General features: G+C 43.1%; 14 protein-coding genes. All 14 read left to right on the top strand.

Annotation, left to right across the window (positions count from 1 at the left end; genetic code table 11):
* The first annotated feature begins 217 nt into the window (after positions 1-217).
* Positions 218-1,381: an S-layer homology domain-containing protein gene (locus AC58PQ_RS23410; protein ID WP_497245869.1), complete on the top strand. Its 1,164-nt coding sequence runs from the start codon at positions 218-220 to the stop codon at positions 1,379-1,381.
* A 1,335-nt stretch (positions 1,382-2,716) separates the two neighbouring features.
* Complete coding sequence (locus tag AC58PQ_RS23415; RefSeq protein ID WP_497245871.1) at positions 2,717-4,483, top strand: sensor histidine kinase; 1,767 nt, start codon at positions 2,717-2,719, stop codon at positions 4,481-4,483.
* Complete coding sequence (locus AC58PQ_RS23420) at positions 4,480-5,835, top strand: ABC transporter substrate-binding protein (protein ID WP_497245873.1); 1,356 nt, start codon at positions 4,480-4,482, stop codon at positions 5,833-5,835. Before AC58PQ_RS23415 ends, AC58PQ_RS23420 begins: the two co-directional genes overlap by 4 nt.
* Positions 5,828-6,649, top strand: coding sequence for a response regulator transcription factor (locus AC58PQ_RS23425; protein ID WP_497245875.1), 822 nt, complete (start codon positions 5,828-5,830; stop codon positions 6,647-6,649). The genes AC58PQ_RS23420 and AC58PQ_RS23425 overlap by 8 nt, the downstream gene beginning before the upstream one ends.
* Before the next feature lie 72 nt (positions 6,650-6,721).
* A complete protein-coding gene (locus AC58PQ_RS23430; protein WP_497245877.1) occupies positions 6,722-8,071 on the top strand; it encodes an ABC transporter substrate-binding protein in 1,350 nt (449 codons plus the stop codon).
* A 58-nt stretch (positions 8,072-8,129) separates the two neighbouring features.
* The gene (locus tag AC58PQ_RS23435) at positions 8,130-9,113 is read left to right on the top strand and encodes a carbohydrate ABC transporter permease (protein WP_497245879.1); all 984 of its coding nucleotides are present in this window, start codon (positions 8,130-8,132) and stop codon (positions 9,111-9,113) included.
* Position 9,114: 1 nt separating this feature from the next.
* The gene (locus AC58PQ_RS23440) at positions 9,115-9,936 is read left to right on the top strand and encodes a carbohydrate ABC transporter permease (RefSeq protein WP_497245881.1); all 822 of its coding nucleotides are present in this window, start codon (positions 9,115-9,117) and stop codon (positions 9,934-9,936) included.
* 60 nt (positions 9,937-9,996) lie between these two features.
* Entirely contained in the window at positions 9,997-14,328 is a 4,332-nt protein-coding gene (locus AC58PQ_RS23445) for a GH92 family glycosyl hydrolase (protein ID WP_497245883.1), read from the top strand.
* Positions 14,329-15,218: 890 nt separating this feature from the next.
* Positions 15,219-15,455 (top strand): cohesin domain-containing protein, encoded by a 237-nt coding sequence (locus tag AC58PQ_RS23450; RefSeq protein WP_497245885.1) that lies wholly within the window; start codon positions 15,219-15,221, stop codon positions 15,453-15,455.
* 827 nt (positions 15,456-16,282) lie between these two features.
* A complete protein-coding gene (locus AC58PQ_RS23455; protein WP_497245887.1) occupies positions 16,283-16,453 on the top strand; it encodes a hypothetical protein in 171 nt (56 codons plus the stop codon).
* A gap of 308 nt (positions 16,454-16,761) precedes the next feature.
* Positions 16,762-18,135 (top strand): ABC transporter substrate-binding protein, encoded by a 1,374-nt coding sequence (locus tag AC58PQ_RS23460; RefSeq protein WP_497245889.1) that lies wholly within the window; start codon positions 16,762-16,764, stop codon positions 18,133-18,135.
* A gap of 112 nt (positions 18,136-18,247) precedes the next feature.
* Positions 18,248-19,171: a carbohydrate ABC transporter permease gene (locus tag AC58PQ_RS23465; protein ID WP_497245897.1), complete on the top strand. Its 924-nt coding sequence runs from the start codon at positions 18,248-18,250 to the stop codon at positions 19,169-19,171.
* A gap of 14 nt (positions 19,172-19,185) precedes the next feature.
* Positions 19,186-20,034 (top strand): carbohydrate ABC transporter permease, encoded by an 849-nt coding sequence (locus AC58PQ_RS23470; RefSeq protein ID WP_497245891.1) that lies wholly within the window; start codon positions 19,186-19,188, stop codon positions 20,032-20,034.
* A 172-nt stretch (positions 20,035-20,206) separates the two neighbouring features.
* Positions 20,207-21,167: discoidin domain-containing protein (locus tag AC58PQ_RS23475; protein ID WP_497245893.1), on the top strand; the 961-nt coding region annotated here is incomplete at its 3' end.

Below are 21,167 nucleotides of genomic sequence, written 5' to 3' on the forward strand. Positions count from 1 at the left end.
CAACATAAAGATTGCGAAGAGTACCATGTTTCCGAAAACTTTCGAATGATATGGATGCTTAGTATCCCCATATTTCTTTAAAATATTGTAAAGCCGAAAACTTCACTTTTTGTGATAATTAGATATATGTTTAGGATACGCAATGTACAAACAAACATTTAAAAGTAGTTCGTTAGCATTGTTTACACTTTGTTGTATGAAAAGGAGAACATCTACGATGATAAAAAAAATACACGCATTCAGTCTGATGTTTTTTTTAACAATGCTTTGGCTTCCATCAGTCAGTATATATGCAACCTCAGGCCCGGCCTTTTTGGTTTCCATCTCGGATGACAGCGTTTCAGCAGGCGATCAGTTCCAAGTGACAGTGAGTGGAAAGCAAGTAAGCGACTTGTACGCATATGAGGTCAATTTATCTTTTGATACCAGTCATTTGAAGTATATCAATGGTTCTAGTGGTAGTAGCGGATTTGCTGTGGGGCCTCTTGTGAAAGGAAACAAAATTCAAATTGCGCATACGCAAACAGGCAAAGTCCCAGGCAAGAACGGGGATGTGCTACTAGCAAAGCTGACATTTCAAGCAGTTAGTCAAGGATCTGCTGAAATTGCACTCGACAGCTTGAAACTGGTGAATTCGCAGTTAACGTCCAATGTTATTTCTGGCAACAGTAAGGTATCGGCTAATATAACCAACAAGAATCCAAATGATGTGTTAAATAGCGATGTGTTTAATAGTGACATTGTTCGTATAAAAGATTTGGTTCTAGCTATCCAATCCAAGGTAGAGGAAGCCAAGACATCTAATACGAAAATTGAACTGTCTGACATTCAAGGACACTGGGCCGAAAAGACCATTGGTACGTTCATGAAATTGCGCGTTATTGATGGGTATGAGGATGGATCGTTCCATCCGGATGGCAACATTACACGTGCTGAGTTTGCAGCGATCATCGCGCGTATATTTGATATCAGCAGCGGTGCTAATCATGCCATTGTTCTGAAAGATATCGACAGTCACTGGGCTAAGGGCGTTATTGAGAAGCTTGCTAGCGCAGGGGTGATTGCCGGTTACGAAAACGGAACCTTTAAGCCGGATCAAACAATCAGCCGTGAGGAAATGGTCGTTATTTTATCCCGTGTTGTCAACTTGAGTAAACTGGATAAAGATCCTTCCAAGGGCAAATTGACAGATTTGGCAAGCGCAAGTTCCGATGCAGTGAATCAAATCAAAGATGCGGCTGAAGCTGGCCTCATTAGCGGCAAGAACGATGGCATATTTGATCCGCAGGGCAACTCCACACGTTCGGAAGCGCTTACGGTCATTCTGAATGCATTGAACCTAAATCCTCAAATAAAAACATTATTGGAAAGTTTGAACTAATTCAATAGGTAATATGGTCTATATTTATTGTGTTAAAACAGGGCTAGTCACGCAGCAAGCATTGTTCGCAGGATTGGAGCAGACGGCAAGTTACAAGGGCCCGGTGGGAAGTTCAGCGTGGTGCAGCCCAACGCTCCATTCGGAGTAGACTAAAATTGCGCTCACATATGGAGAGGAAGGAAAGACGTTTTCAAAAATCGTCTGACGAAAGTTATGAATATATTCCGCCGTATTACGATCAGAAAGAACAGCAACAATATGGCTTTGATGGATCATACTCGGTACCGGGTGGTTGGAACGATAATTACAATGAAGAATTGATAAATTTTAACACGATAAATAAATCTCTAATTCCCGTTCGAAAAAAGCTGACATTGGTGATTGGACCAGTATCAGCTTGTTTGCTATTTTGATCGTATTTCTGGCATGCCCGAAATGCTGTACATAGTCCATCTCGACACCGATATTTTCTTTCATGGCAGTTGGAAGTGAATCAGTTGGAACCATTAAAGGACATGGATACCGAAACGGACAAAAAATCAATATAGAAGTCAAAAAACTGATAATGGTGCCTTGTAAAGATGAATGCTATAATTTTTAGGCAGGATCAGGAAAAATTCTCTTCGGCGAATCTGTGCGAATAGTTCTAGAAACGATTATAGCGGAACGACCAAAAAGAAGTGAAGTGGAAAAAGGAGAGCTAATCATTTGAAATTTTGCTTATTTGATAACCAACATGAACGGGTCGTTTTAGTTGAAAACGTTTGAATCTCCTTTCCCTTCGACGTAAGAATACATGCAGTTATGTTGTCCTTATGAATATCCATACCGCATGCTCGTTCAATGACAACTTCCATAGTGAAACATCCTCTCTATGGCTAAATCAGAGTAGAGGCTGGTGCAACAATCAGAGTAGGATTAATCTCCCATGAGTGCTTCCCAAAAGGGAGCGACAATCTGTGATGCACCGTGGTCGTTGGAGTCAGACTAAAGGATGGGCACTATGGCACCATAGTTGATCGACCTTCCTCTCCCAGCCATAGTAGCAGTATTGACAGATTTCCCACCCCATTTTCATCATCTGTGGTGCGGCGCTTGCGCAGCATGTATGGCTAAAGGGATATTAACACGTCACAACAAGGCGAAGGTATTTTCTGTGAATACTACAAGAAATCTATATGTTCTCTATTGAAATGTATGGCGAACAATAGGATACTATTGTGCAACTGCAAGGAGCACCCAAATTATCCTTATATGATCGAGTTATTGTTCAGGATTAGGTTTTATTCGGGTTTAAAAGAAGGAATAATTAGAGAGGAATGTTAACCCTGCCCGATGTTAAAAAAATCTATTTCCATCCGTTCGCTGCTTCTTGCTGTTTTTCTGCTGCTGCTGATATTTCCTTTACTCGTAGCTATTATTACTTACAAGAAGGAAAATGAAATCTCTCAAAAGCAGGTTAGTCAATATTTGCTTCAGACAGTCGAGCAGACACAACGGGCGCTAGACGCCAATCTAGCCGAGATTGACCGTTTAACTTGGCCTTTGCTTTACCAACAATCGCTTGATTTTTTGGTTAGTCCTCTTGACACACCCTATCAGTTATTTCAGGCTAACCAGAAGTTTCGCGAAATGGTGTATACGTACTTGTTCCGCGGCCGACTTGATCATATTCGCGATATTTATTTGGTCACAGCGGATCATCAAGTACTTTCTACGAATACGTCATTTTATACCTTTAATCAGATAGAGATCGATCAATATCGATATATAACAGAAAAGCTTGAAAACCAACCTCTGAAGATGAAATGGTTTAGAGACAAATGGGCAATTTTTCGTCCGCAGGAAGGATTCCAGACTCCGATCCACGCTTCAGTTACAGCGGTACGTAGATTGAATGACAGTAACCTATCTCAGCTTAGAGGTTATTTATTTGTACAACTTAACGACCGTTTTATAAGTGGGATAGTGGGAAGCGTACGTATCGGTTCCACAGGTTCGTTCATGATAACGGATGATGCGGGAGACGTTATTTATCAGCAAGATTCCACCCTATTTGAAAACGCGAGCACGTCAGAAGCGATCCGAAAGCTGCCCAAACAGGGACAAGGGATCCAGGTGGTGGACGGTAAGTGGATGCTTGCTTACAGCACCTCTAAAACGAATGGATGGCAGATGACAGCTGTCGTTCCTTTAAGTGAATTATTCGAGCCGAATCAAAGGATTTTACAATATTTAATCATTATAACAGGAATGGGAATTGTAATCTTTATCATTGTTTCGATGCTGCTCGCCCAGGCCATTTCCAAGCCGGTATATCATCTAGCAAGGCTAATGTCAACGACCTCGATTGACAATTTACATTTTCGAGAGAATATCGGTTCGATCCGTGAAATTCGTATATTGCAGCACAATTTCAACCGATTGCGAGAGCGCATACAACAGCTACTGCACGATAATCAACGCCAGGAAAAGGAGAAGCGTGATGCGCTAATGCAGGCGTTGCAGATTCAGATTCAACCTCACTTTTTGTACAATACACTGGATACGATTTATTGGATGTCCAAGGAATATGGAGCGGAGTCCATAAGTAAGTTGGTAACGGCGTTGGGGAGGTTCTTTCGATTTACGTTACATTCGGGTAAGGAATGGACGAACATGAAAATGGAGCTCCAGCATGTTGAGAATTATTTGCAGATTCAATCTTTTCGTTATAAGAACAAGTTGGATTACGAAATTCAGGTGGAACCAGAGCTTAATTATGTCTTTGTCTTGCCCCTTATTTTACAGCCGTTAGTGGAGAATGCTCTTGAGCACGGGATTGCCAAAATGTCTAAGGGAGGGAAAGTGTCAATCGCTGTTACCAGAGAGGGGGGGCGTGTACGGATGGCTGTATTCAACACGGGCGACGGGATTAATATCGACAAAGCGAAGAAGCTTCTGCAAACCTCCAATTCAGTCGATCATTTGGGGATGCGGAATGTGGACCAACGAATTAAGATGGCGTTCGGGCCTGAATACGGCATTTTCTTTCCCCCATCCCAAGATGAAGGGGCTTTAGTTCTCGTGTATATCCCTTATCGAACGGAGGTCATGCAATGAGTTATTTAAAGCTGAATAAGCTCATGGTAATCTCGTTTTTTCTGTTGGTTTTATGGGCTTTGGCGGGATTCGTGCTAATGAACCGGGAAATGATGAACGTACCGAATTCGCCTAAGCAGAAAGATATAATCAAAGTGCTGATTCGTACTGGCACGGAGTCAACTGCTCTGCGTGAAATTGCACTGCCATTCGAAGAAAAAATGGGGATTAAAGTGGAATTTATTGAAGTCGGGCGAGACAGCTATTTTACGGCTGTTGGGACGCAGCTCTTTGCAGGGTCGAATGCGTTCGATATCGTCATGCTACCCAGCACATCCATTGCCCAATTCGCTTCTGCAAACGCTCTCTTGCCGCTAGATCATTATATTGAAATGGCTGAAGCAACTTCAAGGGGCTCGGTTGATAGTAATGATTTTCTTTCCATGTACCGTTATAACGGAAAAATTTATGCGCTGCCGACCGATATCAGTACACACTTTTTATATTATCGCAATGATTTGATCCCGAAACCACCTGAAACATGGGATGAGCTATACGAAATAGCTCAGGAATTTTCCAAGAGTCTGAATCAGGAATCACCTACCCGTTGGGGACTCGCCATGCCTGCGGTCGTTCCAGAGGAACGGGGGAAAATATTTGATTCGATTTTATGGTCTTTTGGTGGGGACTTCATGAGGGATGACGGGAAGGTGCTTATCGATACCAAAGAATCGATAAGCACCGGGGAGTATTTGGAGAAGCTGTTACGGGATAAGATCGTCCCTAGTGACTTGATGTCATGGGATTTCTCACGGGTTCGCGATGGGTTACTCAATGGTGATGTTGCGATGGCCGCTCCTTACTGGAATTCCGCCTATCCGTTAATAAAGCAAAGCAGATCGTTTCTTAAGGATCATATTGGCATTGCGCTGATTCCCGGTAAACGCGATCCAAACGGGGGAGTACACCGCGTTCCGTTCCAGCATGGTTGGATGCTTGCTATGAATGCAAGCTCTACGAACCAGTCCAACGCCTGGAAATTCCTTGAGTTTGCCACGGGAAAACAGGGCGGAATGATTTATGCCCAGAACGGAGGCGTTCCAGCAAGACGATCTATCCTGAGCGATCCAGTGTTCCGGGAAAGCAGACCGGATTTTGCACTCATTTTGAAGAGCATGACTAATGCGAAGAGCGAGCCATCGCTTATTTATTATCCCGCGATGTTGGCAGTCGAGGAGGACGCTCTCGCTAAAATCATGACGTTTTATGCTCGTCCTTCGGAAGCCTTTAAAGCTGCAGCGGTGGATTTGCGCAACCTGTCTGAGCATATTTTAATAAAAAGACCAAGTGAGCGAGGAAGTCCAAATGAATGAATCGATATGTCGCGCAATTATCATTGATGACGAAGCCTGGATTCGGGATGGGCTGAGCAAGCATGTTAGTTGGAAGAGTCTCGGAATTGAACTTCTTCAAGTATTTGAAGACGGGATAGATGCGATCAATTATATTCGTGAAAATCCCGTGGATATTTTGTTGTCGGACATCCGTATGCCGAACATGACAGGCCTGGAATTGGTAGCGACCATCCGAGAACAAGCGAAAGAGCATATGCAGTTTGCCAATATCAAAGTCATTTTTTTAAGTGGATTCGGCGATTTTAAGTATGCACAGGAGGCTCTTCGACTAGGGGCGGTTGATTATTTACTGAAGCCTTCAGATGTGGAAGAAATTGAACAAGCATTATTGAAAGCAAAGGAGCTTTGCGAAAGCTCGGAATCATCAGATCAGCGGAACGAGGAAGGTATGAATAGGATCGAGGAGCCAGCTTCTTACTTGATCCAGAAAACATTGGGTATCATGAGCCAGAGATTTACAGATGATATTAATCTCAACATTATTGCCGAGGAATTATGTGTGACTCCAAATTATTTAAGCCGATTGTTCCGGGAAGAGACAGGAAGGTACTTCAGCGACTACCTATCTGATTTGCGCGTAGAAAAGGCAACTGATTTGCTAAAGTCAAGTACATTGAAAATTTATCAAATCGGCGATGCCGTGGGCTATCCCAACCCCCGATATTTCAGTGAATGGTTCCAGAAGCAGATGGGGATGTCGCCGGCAGAATTTAGAAAGCATAATAGTCAAGTATGGAAAAACAGAATAAATGATGGTTTTACCACGTTATAAGTGATTTTTCTTTCGATTACAATAAATTATGTAAAGCGATTACATGATGGAACAATCGAAAGGGGAAGAAATATGAAACGTAAATTTGGTGTAATTATCTCGGCTTTAACTCTGACAAGTGTGGTGTTGGCAGGTTGCGGAAGCACATCCACGACGAACTCTAGCGCTTCTCAATCACCAAGCTCAACTACAGCACAAAACGCACAAGCGTCGGCAAATCCTAAAGGGAATGTAAGTGCTAATAAAGTAGAAATTTTCAGTTGGTGGACTGGTGCCGGCGAAGAAGCGGGCTTGCAAGGCATGATCAAACTCTTTAAAGATAAGCATCCTGATATTGAGGTAATCAACGCTGCGGTAGCCGGGGGAGCGGGCACGAACGCGAAAGCCGTATTGGCTAGTCGTATGCAGGGTGGAGATCCGCCTTCTTCTTTCCAAGTACATGGTGGCGCTGAGTTGAATACAGGTTGGGTGGTTGCAGATAAAGTGAGTCCGCTCAACGATCTGTACGATCAACAAGGTTGGAGAAGTAAATTCCCGAAAGACTTGATCGATATGGTCAGTAAGAACGGTAACATATATTCCGTGCCGGTTAACATCCATCGCGGAAATGTCATTTTCCTAAATAAGAAAGTGTTTGATAGTAACGGTTTGAAAGCGCCTACGACATTTGATGAGTTTTTTGCGGCAGCAGACGCATTAAAGGCAAAAGGAGTAACGCCGCTTGCGCTTGGTGATAAGGAGCCTTGGGCGGCGACAATGTTGTTTGAAGATGTACTATTAGGCAAGTTAGGATCTGATAATTACAACAAACTGTGGACCGGCGAGTTTTCTTTCGATGATCTACAAGTAAAAGATGCTTTAGAAACTTTCAAGAAAATGCTGACTTATACGAACAAAGACCATGCTGCACGTAACTGGCAGGATGCTGCTCAACTGGTTGCTAAAGGGGAAGCAGCTATGAACGTAATGGGCGACTGGGCGAAAGGATACTTTACAACGGATCTGAAGCTAAAACCGAATGAAGATTTCGGTTGGGTGACGACGCCGAATACAAGCGGGGATTTCATGGTTATTACGGATACTTTTGCGCTCCCTAAAGATTCCAAGGATAAAGCTAGTGCTAAAGAATGGTTAAAAGTTCTAGGTTCTGTTGAAGGCCAAGATGTATTTAACCCATTAAAGGGTTCGATTCCAGCTCGCGTCGATGCTGATCCTTCCAAGTATGACGCTTACGGAAAAGCAACAATCGAAGACTTCAAGAAAAGCAAGCTGACAGCAAGCTTGGCTCATGGCTCTGCTGCATCTGAAGGTTTCGCGACTCAAGCAAATCAAATTATTAATATCTTCGTCACACAAGGCAACGTAGATCAAGCATTGAAATCACTTAAACAAGCGGCTGATGCTAACGGTATAAAGAAATAAAATAGAAAGGTCAGATGACGGACTAAGCATCTGACCTTATTTTACAGGAGTGTGAAACATGAATACTTCCAATACATCAGGTGAAATTCAGGCATTTTCTGAGCTCAGAGTGCCACTAAAGCGCAGCATCTGGAAGTCCGAGAAATTGGTCCCCATACTGGTGTTACTTCCTTCTTTAATTTTAATCGGTATTTTTGTTTACGGATTTATCACATGGACCAGCATGGTATCGTTTACCGCTTGGAAAACGATGGTCAAAGACATGAGTTTTGTTGGGTTAGACAACTATAAGGTGCTGTTTCAGGATTTTCGCTTTCAGTCTGACCTACGCAATACGTTAATGTTTACAATCGTTTTCATTGCTTTTACGATAATCATCGGCATGTTTCTCGCGCTTATGGTCGATCGTAAAGTGCGAGGCGAGACGTTTCTCCGCAACGTGTTTATGTTCCCGATGGCCCTCTCTTTCATAGTTACAGGTGCTGTGTGGCAGTGGATTCTGAATCCGACCACTGGCGTTAACCTGATTCTGAAATCACTCGGGATTAACAATGTTCCTCAGTGGTACGTAAGTACGGATGTAATCCCCCACATCCATTGGGGGCAAATCGAGTTCGGCTTGCCCGTTGCAATTATTGCTGTTGCTATTGCCGCTGTATGGCAAATGTCCGGGTTCGCCATGGCGATGTATTTAGCAGGGCTGCGCAGTATTTCCGAAGATTTGCGAGAGGCTGCAAGAGTCGATGGAGCTAACGAATGGCAATTGATCAGCCAAGTGATTATCCCGCAGCTAAGACCAATCACCATGAGTCTAATCATTATTTTGGCTCATCTGTCATTGAAAATATTTGATTTGATATACGCAATGACCGGTCCAGGAGCCATGTTTGTCACAGATGTTCCCGGCGTGTATATGTTTGAGACGACGTTCCGTGGCAATAATTATGCCCAGGGCGCAAGTATTTCCATCATTATGTTGTTGATGGTTTCTATGTTCATTGTTCCGTATTTAGTCACAAGCATGCGAAAGGAGAGGGCATAACATGACATTACGGCATCTTAGTCGCACACTCCTTTACATGATATTGGCTGTTCTTGCCGTCATATATCTGATCCCTGTCTATGTATTGTTAGTGACCAGCGTGAAAGATCTAAGTGAAGTTACATTAGATAAAATGTGGGCTTTGCCGACACATCTCAATTTTTCTGGTTACGTTGAAGCATTTCACAAACTGATTCCAAATTTAGCGAACAGCTTCTTACTGGCCATTCCGGCAACGCTGATTTCAGCGCTACTCGGTTCGATGAACGGATATATTTTATCGAAATGGCAGTTCAGGGGTTCTCAAGTATTGTTTGCTTTGATGCTCTTCGGCATGTTTATTCCGTATCAAAGTATTTTGATCCCACTGATTCAATTTTTGCAATCGATTCATTTGTACAATTCCATTCCCGGTCTCATTCTGGTACATGTTGCTTATGGTCTTCCAATTTGCACTTTAATGTTCCGTAACTTTTACGTAGGTGTGCCGACGGAAGTGCTGGAAGCGGCAAAAATTGATGGAAACGGATTTTTCGGTATATATCGTCATGTAATGCTGCCTTTATCCGTTACGGGATTTGTTGTCGTCTCTATCTGGCAATTCACCAGCGTGTGGAATGAATTTTTATTTGCCGTGACACTTACGACGCAGAAGCAGCAGCCGATTATGGTTGCATTACAAAACTTATCCGGCAGCCAAATCGTGCAATGGAATGTACAAATGGCTGGAGCTTTGCTTGCTGCGTTGCCGACATTGCTAATCTACATTTTACTCAGTCGTTTTTTTATTCGTGGACTTTTGGCAGGTTCAATTAAGGGATAAACCTTATCCGTAAGGTTAAATCAATAATCATTTACATTTTGAAAGGGGATGAATTCAAAGATGTCAAACAAAACAATTAATTTAAATCTTACTTCTTCTAAAAAAATAGTAACTTTCCTTTGCTTATTGATTATGGTGCTCACATTAGTACAACCAATGGGGGTAAACCGCTCTCAGGCAGCCGAACCGGAGTCGCTCGACGACCTGGTAAAATATGTTGATCCGTTAACTGGAAATATGCAAGGCGGGACAGGATCGACTGTACCAGGCCCTACATTGCCTAATGGATCGATCTGGCCGAGTCCAGATACACTTAGCCCTTATAATGGAGGGTATAATTATTCGGCGAATATCACCGGTTTTTCGCAATTGCATGTGCAGGGATCTGGGGGGACTATGACTTATGGGAACTTTCTGGTATCCCCTCAGACAGGTACGTTGAATACGATTGAAGCGAACCATGCTTCCGGGAAATCAGATGAGGTCGTACAAGCTGATTACTATAAAGTAAATTTGACCAAATACGGCGTTAAAACTGAAATAACCCCCTCTCAGCATGCGGCGCTATATAGGTTTACTTTTCCCGCCGGAAGCGATTCGAGTATTCTGATGGATATCGGAAGAAAGCTCAATGGACAGGGGCTGAAATCGGGTTCGATTACAATAGATTCAGCTAACAATAAAATAACCGGCGGAGGTACGTACGGAGGTAATTGGAATCCTGTAGATTACAATGTTTATTTTGCCGTACAATTCAGCAAGTCTGCCAAAATATATGGAACATGGGATCAGAACGGTACTTACGATGGACAAGCTACCAGGTCTGCAGGAGCTAATAAGCTAGGTGCTTACTTCAAGTATGATACCGTAGCCAATGAAACGATTTCTATGAAGATTGCGGTATCGTTCAAAAGCGTGGAACAAGCTGAATCTTGGCTCACCCAAGAGATTCCGGCTTGGGATTTTGAAAATTTAAAAAGCAAAGCAGCGGAAGATTGGAATAAGCAACTCAATAAAATTAAAGTTGATGGAATCAGTGATCCCCAAAAAGTGCAATTTTATACGGCTTTGTATCATTCGTTGACTCATCCTCGGAATAGGACGGGGGACAACGGAAATTGGGTGTCCAACGAACCGTTTTTCGATGATTACTACACGATCTGGGATTCGTGGAAAACAATGTTTCCTCTAATGTCTATTATCCGTCCCGATTTCGTAAGGGATAACATCAATGCTTTTTTGGATAGACAAGCTCATAACGGCAAGGTAACGGACGCTTTTATCATGGGAAAAGAGTATAATGTTGGTCAGGGCGGCAATGAGATCGACAATGTTATTGCGGACGCTTACGTCAAAGGAATTCCGGGAGTAGATTGGGAGAAGGTTTATAACAACATTTTGAAATTCAATGCCGATAACATGCGTACTCCGAGTTACAGAACAAATGGTTACCATTATTTCAATGAACCGTTTGCGGCGCCGTATGACTATTCCTATCGAATGGCTTCCGGATCCGGAACGATTGCATTCGCTTATAACGATTATAATGTTGCTCAGGTGGCTAAGGGGCTCGGTAAAACGGCAGACTATACTAAGTACAATGACCGTTCGAAAAATTGGTTAAATGTTTGGGACAGCACGGCTACTAGCGATGGCTATAAGGGATTTATCAGAGGGAGAAATCAAGACGGAACCTTCCAAAATAACAACCTGAAGTCAGTCACAACCGATAAAAATTTCTATGAAGGTTCAAGCTGGATTTATTCCTATGTTCTCCCGCATGATGTAAAAGGCATGGTTGACAAAATTGGAGGGAAGAAAGCCTTTATCGATCGGCTTCAGTATGCATTAACAACCAATTTGATTGATTTTACGAATGAGCCTTCCTTCCAGACGATTTGGTTATTTGCCAATGAAAATATAAACAGACCTGATTTAGCTTCGTTCTGGGCACGGGAATTGCTTCACAAATACCCTGACAAAAAATATCCTGGTGACGAGGATAATGGGGCTATGAGTTCCCTTTATATTTTCCTGACCAGTGGATTTTTCCCGATTGCCGGACAGGATAGCTATTACTTGCATGGACCGTCCAATCCCAAGACTGTTTACCAACAGGATAACGGCAAGAGCTTTACGATTATTGGGAACAACGCCTCAGACACGAATAAATATGTACAATCCGCCACTTTAAATGGGCAAGCGCTGAACCACCCATTGATTCATCATGCCGATATCGTCAATGGCGGCACGCTTGTATTTGAAATGGGACCGAACCCAAGCAAATGGGGATTCAACGATTTTGAACCCCCGACCCAGGTGACGGGCTTGAGTGCGAGCCTCAAGACTGGTCTTGGAAGAACCGTCGATTTAAGTTGGAATGCTTCCACGGATAATGAGGATATCCTTTCCTACAGTGTGTATCGGAGTAATACGGATAACTTCGTTCCGGATTCTTCTACGCTGCTTGTTCAAACATCCGGAACGCAATTTACGGATTTTACTCCGGGATCAGGAGGAACGTTCTATTACAAAGTAACGGCAACGGATTCGAGCAACAACGAATCCTTGCCTTCTAATCAAGTTTCCATTACAAGCAGTACAGCGACGGGCATTGTGGGCACCGGCAATATTGCTATTGGCAAAACAGCGACAGAAAATGGATACGCGAGCACAGGCGAGATGGGTGGCAAAATTGTCGATGGGATTCTCACAACGAAATGGTCTAGTCGATCCACACAAGCGATCAATGGGGCTTATTGGGTCCAGTTATCTCTTGGGAATCCATACCAGATTAGACGCTGGGTTGTAACACATGCGGGTTCCGAGTCTTCGAACTATATTACAAGAGATTTTAAACTCCAGGCAAGCGAGGACGGAGTCAACTGGGCAGATGTCGATACGGTAACGGGGAATACAATAAATGTAACGGATCGAACGGTAAAGCCTTTCATAGCCAAATACGTCAGGCTTTATATCACAAATCCGGTACAACCTGGAGCCTCGTCAGTATCGGCCAGAATCTACGAACTTCAGTTATATTCCCAAAGTAAAGAGGCGCGTCTGAACTCGCTTTCTCTTTCACAGGGGCAGTTGTCGTTCGACAAAGATAAGCTGGACTACGAGGTGAAATTGCCAGCCGGAACCAAACAGACTCCTGTTGTTACAGCAACAACCCTTGATGCTTATGCTCAGAAGGTGATTGTGAATGCAGATAAACTGCCGGGCACGACTACGATTGAGGTCACGTCTGAAGACGGTAGCACGAAGCGCACGTACAGTATCAATTTCACGGTCGAGAAGAGCAACGATGCGATCTTGACCGGCATCGACATCGGCGGCACAGCGCTTGCTGGGTTCAACAGCGGCAATTACGACTATAATGTTGTCCTACCTGCCGGAACACAGATTGCACCGACAGTTTCTGTTACGAAATCTGATTCGAATGCAACTGCCATCGTAACCGTTGCGGCTGGCCTGCCGGGCACCACCACGATCGTGGTTACAGCGGAAGACGGCAGCACGAAGCGCACGTACAATGTTAATTTCACGGTCGGGGAGAGCATCTCTCCTAAGTCGACATTATCAGGTGTACAGCAGATATTGTCTGGTCAAACCTTCATTATGACGATGGGGCTGACAGACGTTACGCAAAGCGTATACCAGCAAGTGTATGCCCAAGAATTCACACTACAGTATGACCCTGCAAGTGTGCAATTTATTTCGGTTACATCTCTAAAAGAAGGGTTTCAAGTCATTGATAAAAAGGAGACAGTACCAGGGGAAATCCATATTTTGGCTGCCAGCGTGGGTGCAAACGTGCCTGCCCAAGGCGATTTGCTTGCAATCCAATTTACAGCCAAAACTGCAGCTCAGGCAACCAATACGACAATTTCTGTAGGCAATGTTGCTATTGCTAATGGGGAGGGGAATGAGCTGCAGGTTGACGGTTCCTCTCAAGAAGTACAAATAACTATGCCTAGTATACCTGTAGACAAGGCCCTCTTGAATGCGTCGATTGCAAGCGCTCAGGTGAAGTACAATGCAGCAGTAGAAGGGAATAGGGACGGGCTCTATGCGTTTGGCTCCAAAGCGCAATTGCAGTCGGCTATCAATACGGCTAGTGCAACAGCGAATAATTCGAACGCGACTCAGCAGCAGGTGGATAATGCGAAAGCCGCATTGGAAGCAGCAGCTCAGCAGTTTGAAAGCATGCTAATAACCGCAGATATCAATGGAAACGGTGTCTCAATTGGAGATTTGGCTTTAGTTGCGGTAGCTTATGGTAAAAATCGAGGTCAAGAAGGCTGGAATGAGAAAGTGGATGTAAATCATGACGGCAAGGTTGACATTGAAGATATGGCAATCGTGGCGTACGCGATCATACACTGAAACAGCTTCGTATGATTATGGATTAGATGAATCGGTAAACAAATGCAAGGGGGAGACCAAATGTCTCCCTCTTGCATTTCCACGTGTTGCACGTAGCTCAAACTGGCCTTTGTTTTGTCGCCCAAAAGACGACACAAAAAGACAGTAGATTTTTAATTATTTACAATACTAATTTCAATGATCTTAAATCGTGAAAATCACTATGGTTGTTGTAGTCGGTGTCCTATGGCGCAACGTGTATAACCCAAACCTTGGATTCTTGAATTCCTTCATTTCCTTATTTACAGATAAACCGTATAGTTTCGCTTGGTTAGGCGATAAGTGGTCGGTATTCACGCTGTTACCGCCATCCATTTACGAATTCATCTGCGTGTTTTTATGACGATGATGAATGTCTTGCCATTTTTGTGCAAACCTCCGATTTAGAATCAGCGATTGGGATTTGTCATGATCTACAGGTGAAATCTCGGGAATATTTGAAACTTTCGATCTCCGTCGGTATTTCGCAATCGCATGCTCTGCTATACATCACAAATGGCTATTTCGAAACGATGAGAAATTAGGAGGATATTATCACATGCCTGTATACTATTTCGAGCAGTTATGGACGCCACTTGAACTAATCGGGATTCGTTTTTATCGAGATGACCAAAATGGTTTATGGATAAAATGTTGGAACAGACCTAGACGACGTATAAAATTCATTATATAGATGCGGAAATCTAAGTCTAGTTGGCACTGTGGAGAAAGCCGGCAAAGTTTACATTATTGATGTTGTCAGGGCAGCCAAAACGATCTTGCAATAAACCAACCCATACTATGTTATACGAAAGGGAGAATTTCTTCGATGATAAAAAATACACGTATTTAGTCTGATATTTCTTTTAACAATGATTGTACTTCCACCACTCGGTATACATGCAACCTCAGGCCCGGCCTTTTTGCTCTCCATCTCGGATGACAGCATTTCAGCAGGCGATCACTTCCAAGTGACGGTGAGTGGAAAGCAAGTAAGCGACTTGTACGCATATGAGATCAATTTATCTTATGATACCAGCCATTTGAAGTATATCAATGGTTCTAGTGGTAGTAGTGGATTTGCTGTGGGGCCTCTTGTGAAAGGCTAAAAATGCGCTCACATATGGAGAGGAAGGAAAGACGTTTTCAAAAATCGTCTGACGAAAGTTATGAAATATTACGAGCATAGGCAAAGGGAAATATGACATTCTAGGCCCGACGAAACATAATCGATTATTCAACTAAAGCTGACATTGGTGATTGGACCAGTATCAGCTTGTTTGCTATTTTGATCGTATTTCTCGCATGCCCGAAATGCTGTACATAGTCCATCTCGACACCGATATTTTCTTTCATGGCAGTTGGAACCATTAAAGGACATGGATACCGAAACGGACAAAAAATCAATATAGAAGTCAAAAAACTGATAATGATGCCTTGTAAAGATGAATGCTATAATTTTTAGGCAGGATCAGGAAAAATTCTCTTCGGCGAATCTGTGCGAATAGTTCTAGAAGTGATTATAGCGGAACGACCAAAAAGAAATAAAGTGGAAAAGTGGAAAAAGGAGAGCTAATCATTTGAAATTTTGCTTATATGATAACCAACATGAACGGGTTCTTTTTATAGAAAACAGTATACAATTAGCTTTTAATTTGAAGACTGCATGCGGAATGTCCAGAGATATTTCTGTACTTCCAATCCTGTCAAAAGATGAGTATTTGTCTTTTCCTTTTTCGTTTCGCGGAGAAGTTAACGGTCTCTTTTATTTACTATATGAGGTTCCGGGTGTCTTAGAGCGAAGGTATGATCGAGTTATTGTTCGGGATTAATTTTTACTCGGATTACGGATACAATAGTCTATCTATGCAACCTAATTACGTTATTCAACCACCGGGTAAGGTTATTTATCTTGAGGTGTCGAGGAGGATCAGTTTTGAAAATCATGATCGTCGAGGATGAGAATCTTTTGCGGATTGGGGGAATTCAAGAGCATCAATATATGATCCGAAATGAGTTCTTACGCAATGTGTTGAACCACCAAGTGATACAATCGCCTGAAGAACGACTGAAAGTCGCACAGTTGAACAAGCGACACAGTCATTAGAGAAAATTTTAATCGAAATTTAACCTTGTCTGCGATCTCAGAGCACATATATATGAATCCATCGTATTTCAGTGTGATGTTTGCGTATTACTGCTAATCTATATTTATTCTATGTCAAGGAAGCAAAGATCCACTAAGAGGACGGGGGAAATTCAAAAATCAGGAATAGATCCTGGCCTTTGTATTGTTGCCCAAACAAAAAGACAGTAGTTTTTCAACTATTTACAGTACTAATTTCAATGGTAGTAATTTGTCGAAAAAACTATGATAAAAGAGTAGCAACGCAAACAAACTAGGAGGTCATTAACATGAGAAATTCAAAAAAAACAGTGGCAATGGGTATGGTGTTGTCGACCGTTATCCTTTCACTGACGGGTTGTGGCAGTAATACTGCGAGTAAATCTGCTGAAAGCACAAAACCTGTGGAGAGTGTCAAACCGGCAGTTAGTACAAGTCCTGCGGGAACAAAGCTTACCGGGGATTTTGAAATTCAATACTTTATCGGTGGGTATGGCGATGCATGGTGGAAACAAGCTATTGGTGAGTTCCAGAAGCTGAATCCTGACCTAAAGATCAAAGAATCTGCGGGTCCCAAAATTAATGATCAAATGAAACCTCGCTGGATTCAAGGTAACCCGCCTGACTTTGTTTATATTGACGGAGCCGGCTCCAATACTAGGCAAATGGTAACGGATGATCAGCTGATGGATATTACAGACTGGTTGAAGGATGCTAAGAACGTAGATGGGAAGAAGATCCTCGATCTTCTGATCGCACAACCGGAGGAGTATAAACCAGGGAAAGCCTTTGCAGTTCCGTTAGTCTTCGGTTCCTGGGGGACGTTCTATGATAAAGCATTATTCAAAAGCAAAGGGTGGGAAGCACCTGTCGACTTTGAAAGCTTCATGGCTTTAGGAGATAAGATTAAAGCTGATGGTAAAATGAGCGATTACATTCATACGGGGGTTTATCCCTACTACATCAACGGGGGCTTGTTAGACCCAACGATTGTTGCCATGAACAACTATGACACTTCCATCTCTAAGAAAATCAATGCCCTTGAAAAAGGCGTTTGGAAGAGCGAGCCGGTTATGAAATCACTTGCTAAAATTGTGGAAATGAGAGACAAAGGTCTCATCGATAAAGGGGCACCGGCGTTGAATCACACGGAATCCCAATCCCAATGGTTGCAGCACAAAGCAGCATTTATTCCAACTGGCATTTGGGTTGAAAGCGAGATGGCCAAAGATACTCCAGCAGGATTTGAATTTGGATTCTTACCTTCCATCGGCCAAGACAAAGGCGGAAAGTTCGTTGCTAATCCGTACACGTCTACTGTAGGGATCGCTAAGAAAGCAAAGAACCCAGAAGCGGCTAAAGCGTTCATGCAATATATTTTCACAGAAAAACAGAGCAAGGCTTGGGCTGAGCTTTCCAAAGCGCCTTCGAACATCAAAGCGGATCTGGAAGGAACGAATGCACCTGCTCTAACGAAAGAAGCAGCTAGATTCTATAACTCACCGAACACCGTCGTTGCGCCTGAAATCGTTATCCCTGAGGAGCTGGTAACAGCGAGAAATAACGCGACGCTTGCGCTTACGAAAGGTGAGATTACACCGCAGCAATGGGCAGATCGCATGGAAGAAGCAACAGATAAGATTCGCTCCAAAGAAAAGAAATAAGCAATGATACAGTTTTGAATGATAATAAGGGAAATAGTCAGACTCTCTTATTATCATTCAGAAATTTAGATTGGAGGAAAGTATGAATGTGAGTAAGATCGACATAACTAGCATGAAAGATCAGAAAATAAGTCGTAGAACCGGCACTGCAAAAATGAAGCGTAATATGTTCATTCTTTCCTTTATCCTTCCAACTTTACTTCTTTATCTCGTGTTTACGGTTTACCCGTTGTTCAAAGGGATTTATCTGAGTTTATTCGATTGGTCGGGCGGTTCCGAAACCTATAACTTTATAGGACTTGGTAACTTCAAGGAAATGATACAGGATAGTGTCGTCTTGAAGTCAATCCGAAACGACTACATTTTACTCGTCGGTAAAGTGATAGGTTTCATGATCATGTCTATGTTCTTCGCAGTTGCACTAACTCGTTTCAACCTCAAAGGTTCCGGTTTTTATCGAATCATTTTCTTTATACCTAATGTGCTCTCGGTTGTTGTAGTCGGTGTCCTATGGCGCTACGTGTATAACCCTAACCTTGGGTTCTTGAATTCCTTTATTTCCTTATTTACAGATAAACCGTATAATTTCGCTTGGTTAGGCGACAAATGGTCGATATTCGCGCTGATACCGCCATCCATATGGGCAGGTGTAGGCTTTACGATCCTTTTACTGATTGCAGGTATTCTAAGCATTCCGTCGTCGTTATATGAATCGGCGGAGATTGATGGAGCGTCACAGTGGCATCAATTTTGGATGATTACACTTCCACTGTCGTGGGAACAAATCAAGACATCGGTTCTCTGGATTGTCATGACGACACTCAATGGTTCCTTCATCATCGTCACGATTATGACCTTTGATGGCGGAGTAGACAATGCTACACAGGTTATGGGTTCCTATTTGTATTTGAACGCATTCAAGTTCGGTAAGTTCAGTTATGCGTCTGCGATTGGCGTCCTCATTTTGGTGCTCTCCTTAATTACCACAGCAGGTCTTCAGAGGCTAATGAAAAAGGATACCATCGAATTAACGTAGAGGAGTTTTATCTAATGAATCAACGAGTAGTCAATCCAGTATTTCGGTTGTTTTTCAAACTCAGTCTCATCGCTTGGTCCTTATGTGTCCTTTATCCCCTGATATGGACGATCTTTAGCTCACTGAAAGATAATAAGCAGTTTTTCTTAGGCAAACCATGGGATCTGCCCAAGCTTCCGCTGCTTTGGTCCAATTTTTCGTTTGTTTGGGAAAAATATAATTTTGGGCACAATTTTGTGAACTCACTCGTTGTTACGCTTGTAAGCACGATAATTGGCGTTCTCCTATCAGCTACGACAGCTTATGTGATTGCCCGGTTTACATTCAGAGGAAACGCTTTGCTCTATTATTCCTATTTATCCTATATGATGATTCCTGCCTTTCTTGGCATTATTCCCTTATTCTTTCTGTTGAATGATCTTCATCTAACAAACAGTCTGTTAGGCCTCACTTTAGTTTATACGGTAACGGCAGTACCTTTTGCTGTATTTGTATTAGTTAGTTTTTTCAAATCATTGCCCGGCGAATTAGAAGAATCAGCTGCCTTAGACGGCGCTTCCCATTACGGCATCTTTTTCCGGATCATGCTTCCACTGGCTAAGCCAGGAATGATGTCGGTTGCAATTATTACCGTGCTGAATATTTGGAATGAGTATGTTTTTGCCCTAGTGCTTATTAATGATCCAAGTAAATATACGTTACCGGTAGCCATTGCAGTTATGCAGGGTGAAATGCAGTACAGAACAGAATGGGGACCTCTCTTCGCTGCCCTAATCATTTCTATGGGTCCGACGATTATATTTTATAGTATTTTCCAAAAACAAATTACAGGTGGGATGACTGCTGGCGCATTAAAAGGTTAGAAAGTCCTCAAACGATTGGCCAATTGAGGTTGAGAATGAGGGCGGACTATGCAGTCAATACAAACCATTTATTGATCCATTCAACATCGGAAATAGTAGGTGATATTCAACCTGCTGTTTCCTTAGCATTTGAATATATGATCGTGAATGACATCTAAGGGGGGGGCTTTACATGGAAATCAGGGCAAGGGGTAAAATTAATTTCGCCATATTTTGCATTCTTTTGTTAACAGTGAATATGTTCCTGGGAATTATCGTGTCGGCGGCGGGAATCGAGACGACCAATAACAATCTGGCGTTGGGGAAACCAGTGTTCGAGAGTGGACATGATGGCGGCTTCGTAAAAGAAAGATTAGTTGACGGGAATACAGGCACACGCTGGGCATCCCAATCGGGCAATACTCCCGCGGTTTATGCATCATGGATTTATGTCGATCTGGGACAGCGGTACCGTTTCAACAAGATCGATGCGGTTCTAGAGATGTACCCCACGGAGTACAAGCTGATGGTGTCCGACGACGCAAATCAGTGGACGGAAATCGCGTCGAAAGTGCGCGAGAACAGCGCCCAATTGGCGGCGGGAGGAACCGATACCTATGAGCTTCAAACGCCAGTCTCAGCGCGTTATGTAAAGTTTCAGGGCGTACGGCCTCGCAAGGAAACAAATGGAAATATATGGCCTTGGGGATACTCGCTATTTGAGCTACGCGTGTTTCAAGCACCGCTCGAAGACAGCGATTACATTGCGATCGCTAAGGAAAAAGTCACGGTGCCCGAGCGGGTGTTTAACAATTTCAATCTTCCGCTGTCCTATCCAGATGGTGTCAGCATCGCATGGACGTCGAACAACAATGCCATCGCTATCGACGGCGGCAGCGCTACAGTTACAAGAGGCGAGCAGGATCGAGCCCTTACACTGACCGCGACCTTTACGAAGAACAATGCGTTGGTTACGAAGGACTACACGGTTGTAGTCCGGGGCACGGTTGGAGGCAAATACAGCTTTTATCCAAAGCTGCACAGTAGTGCATATGGCGACGGAGAGTTGCAGCTTGCGGGAAAAACGATCAATCTGGTGATTGAAAATGGTGTCGGTTTGAATACCGCAGCCAAGTTGCAAAAAATTTTCGTGG

The sequence above is a fragment of the Paenibacillus sp. J22P143 genome (assembly GCF_059692035.1).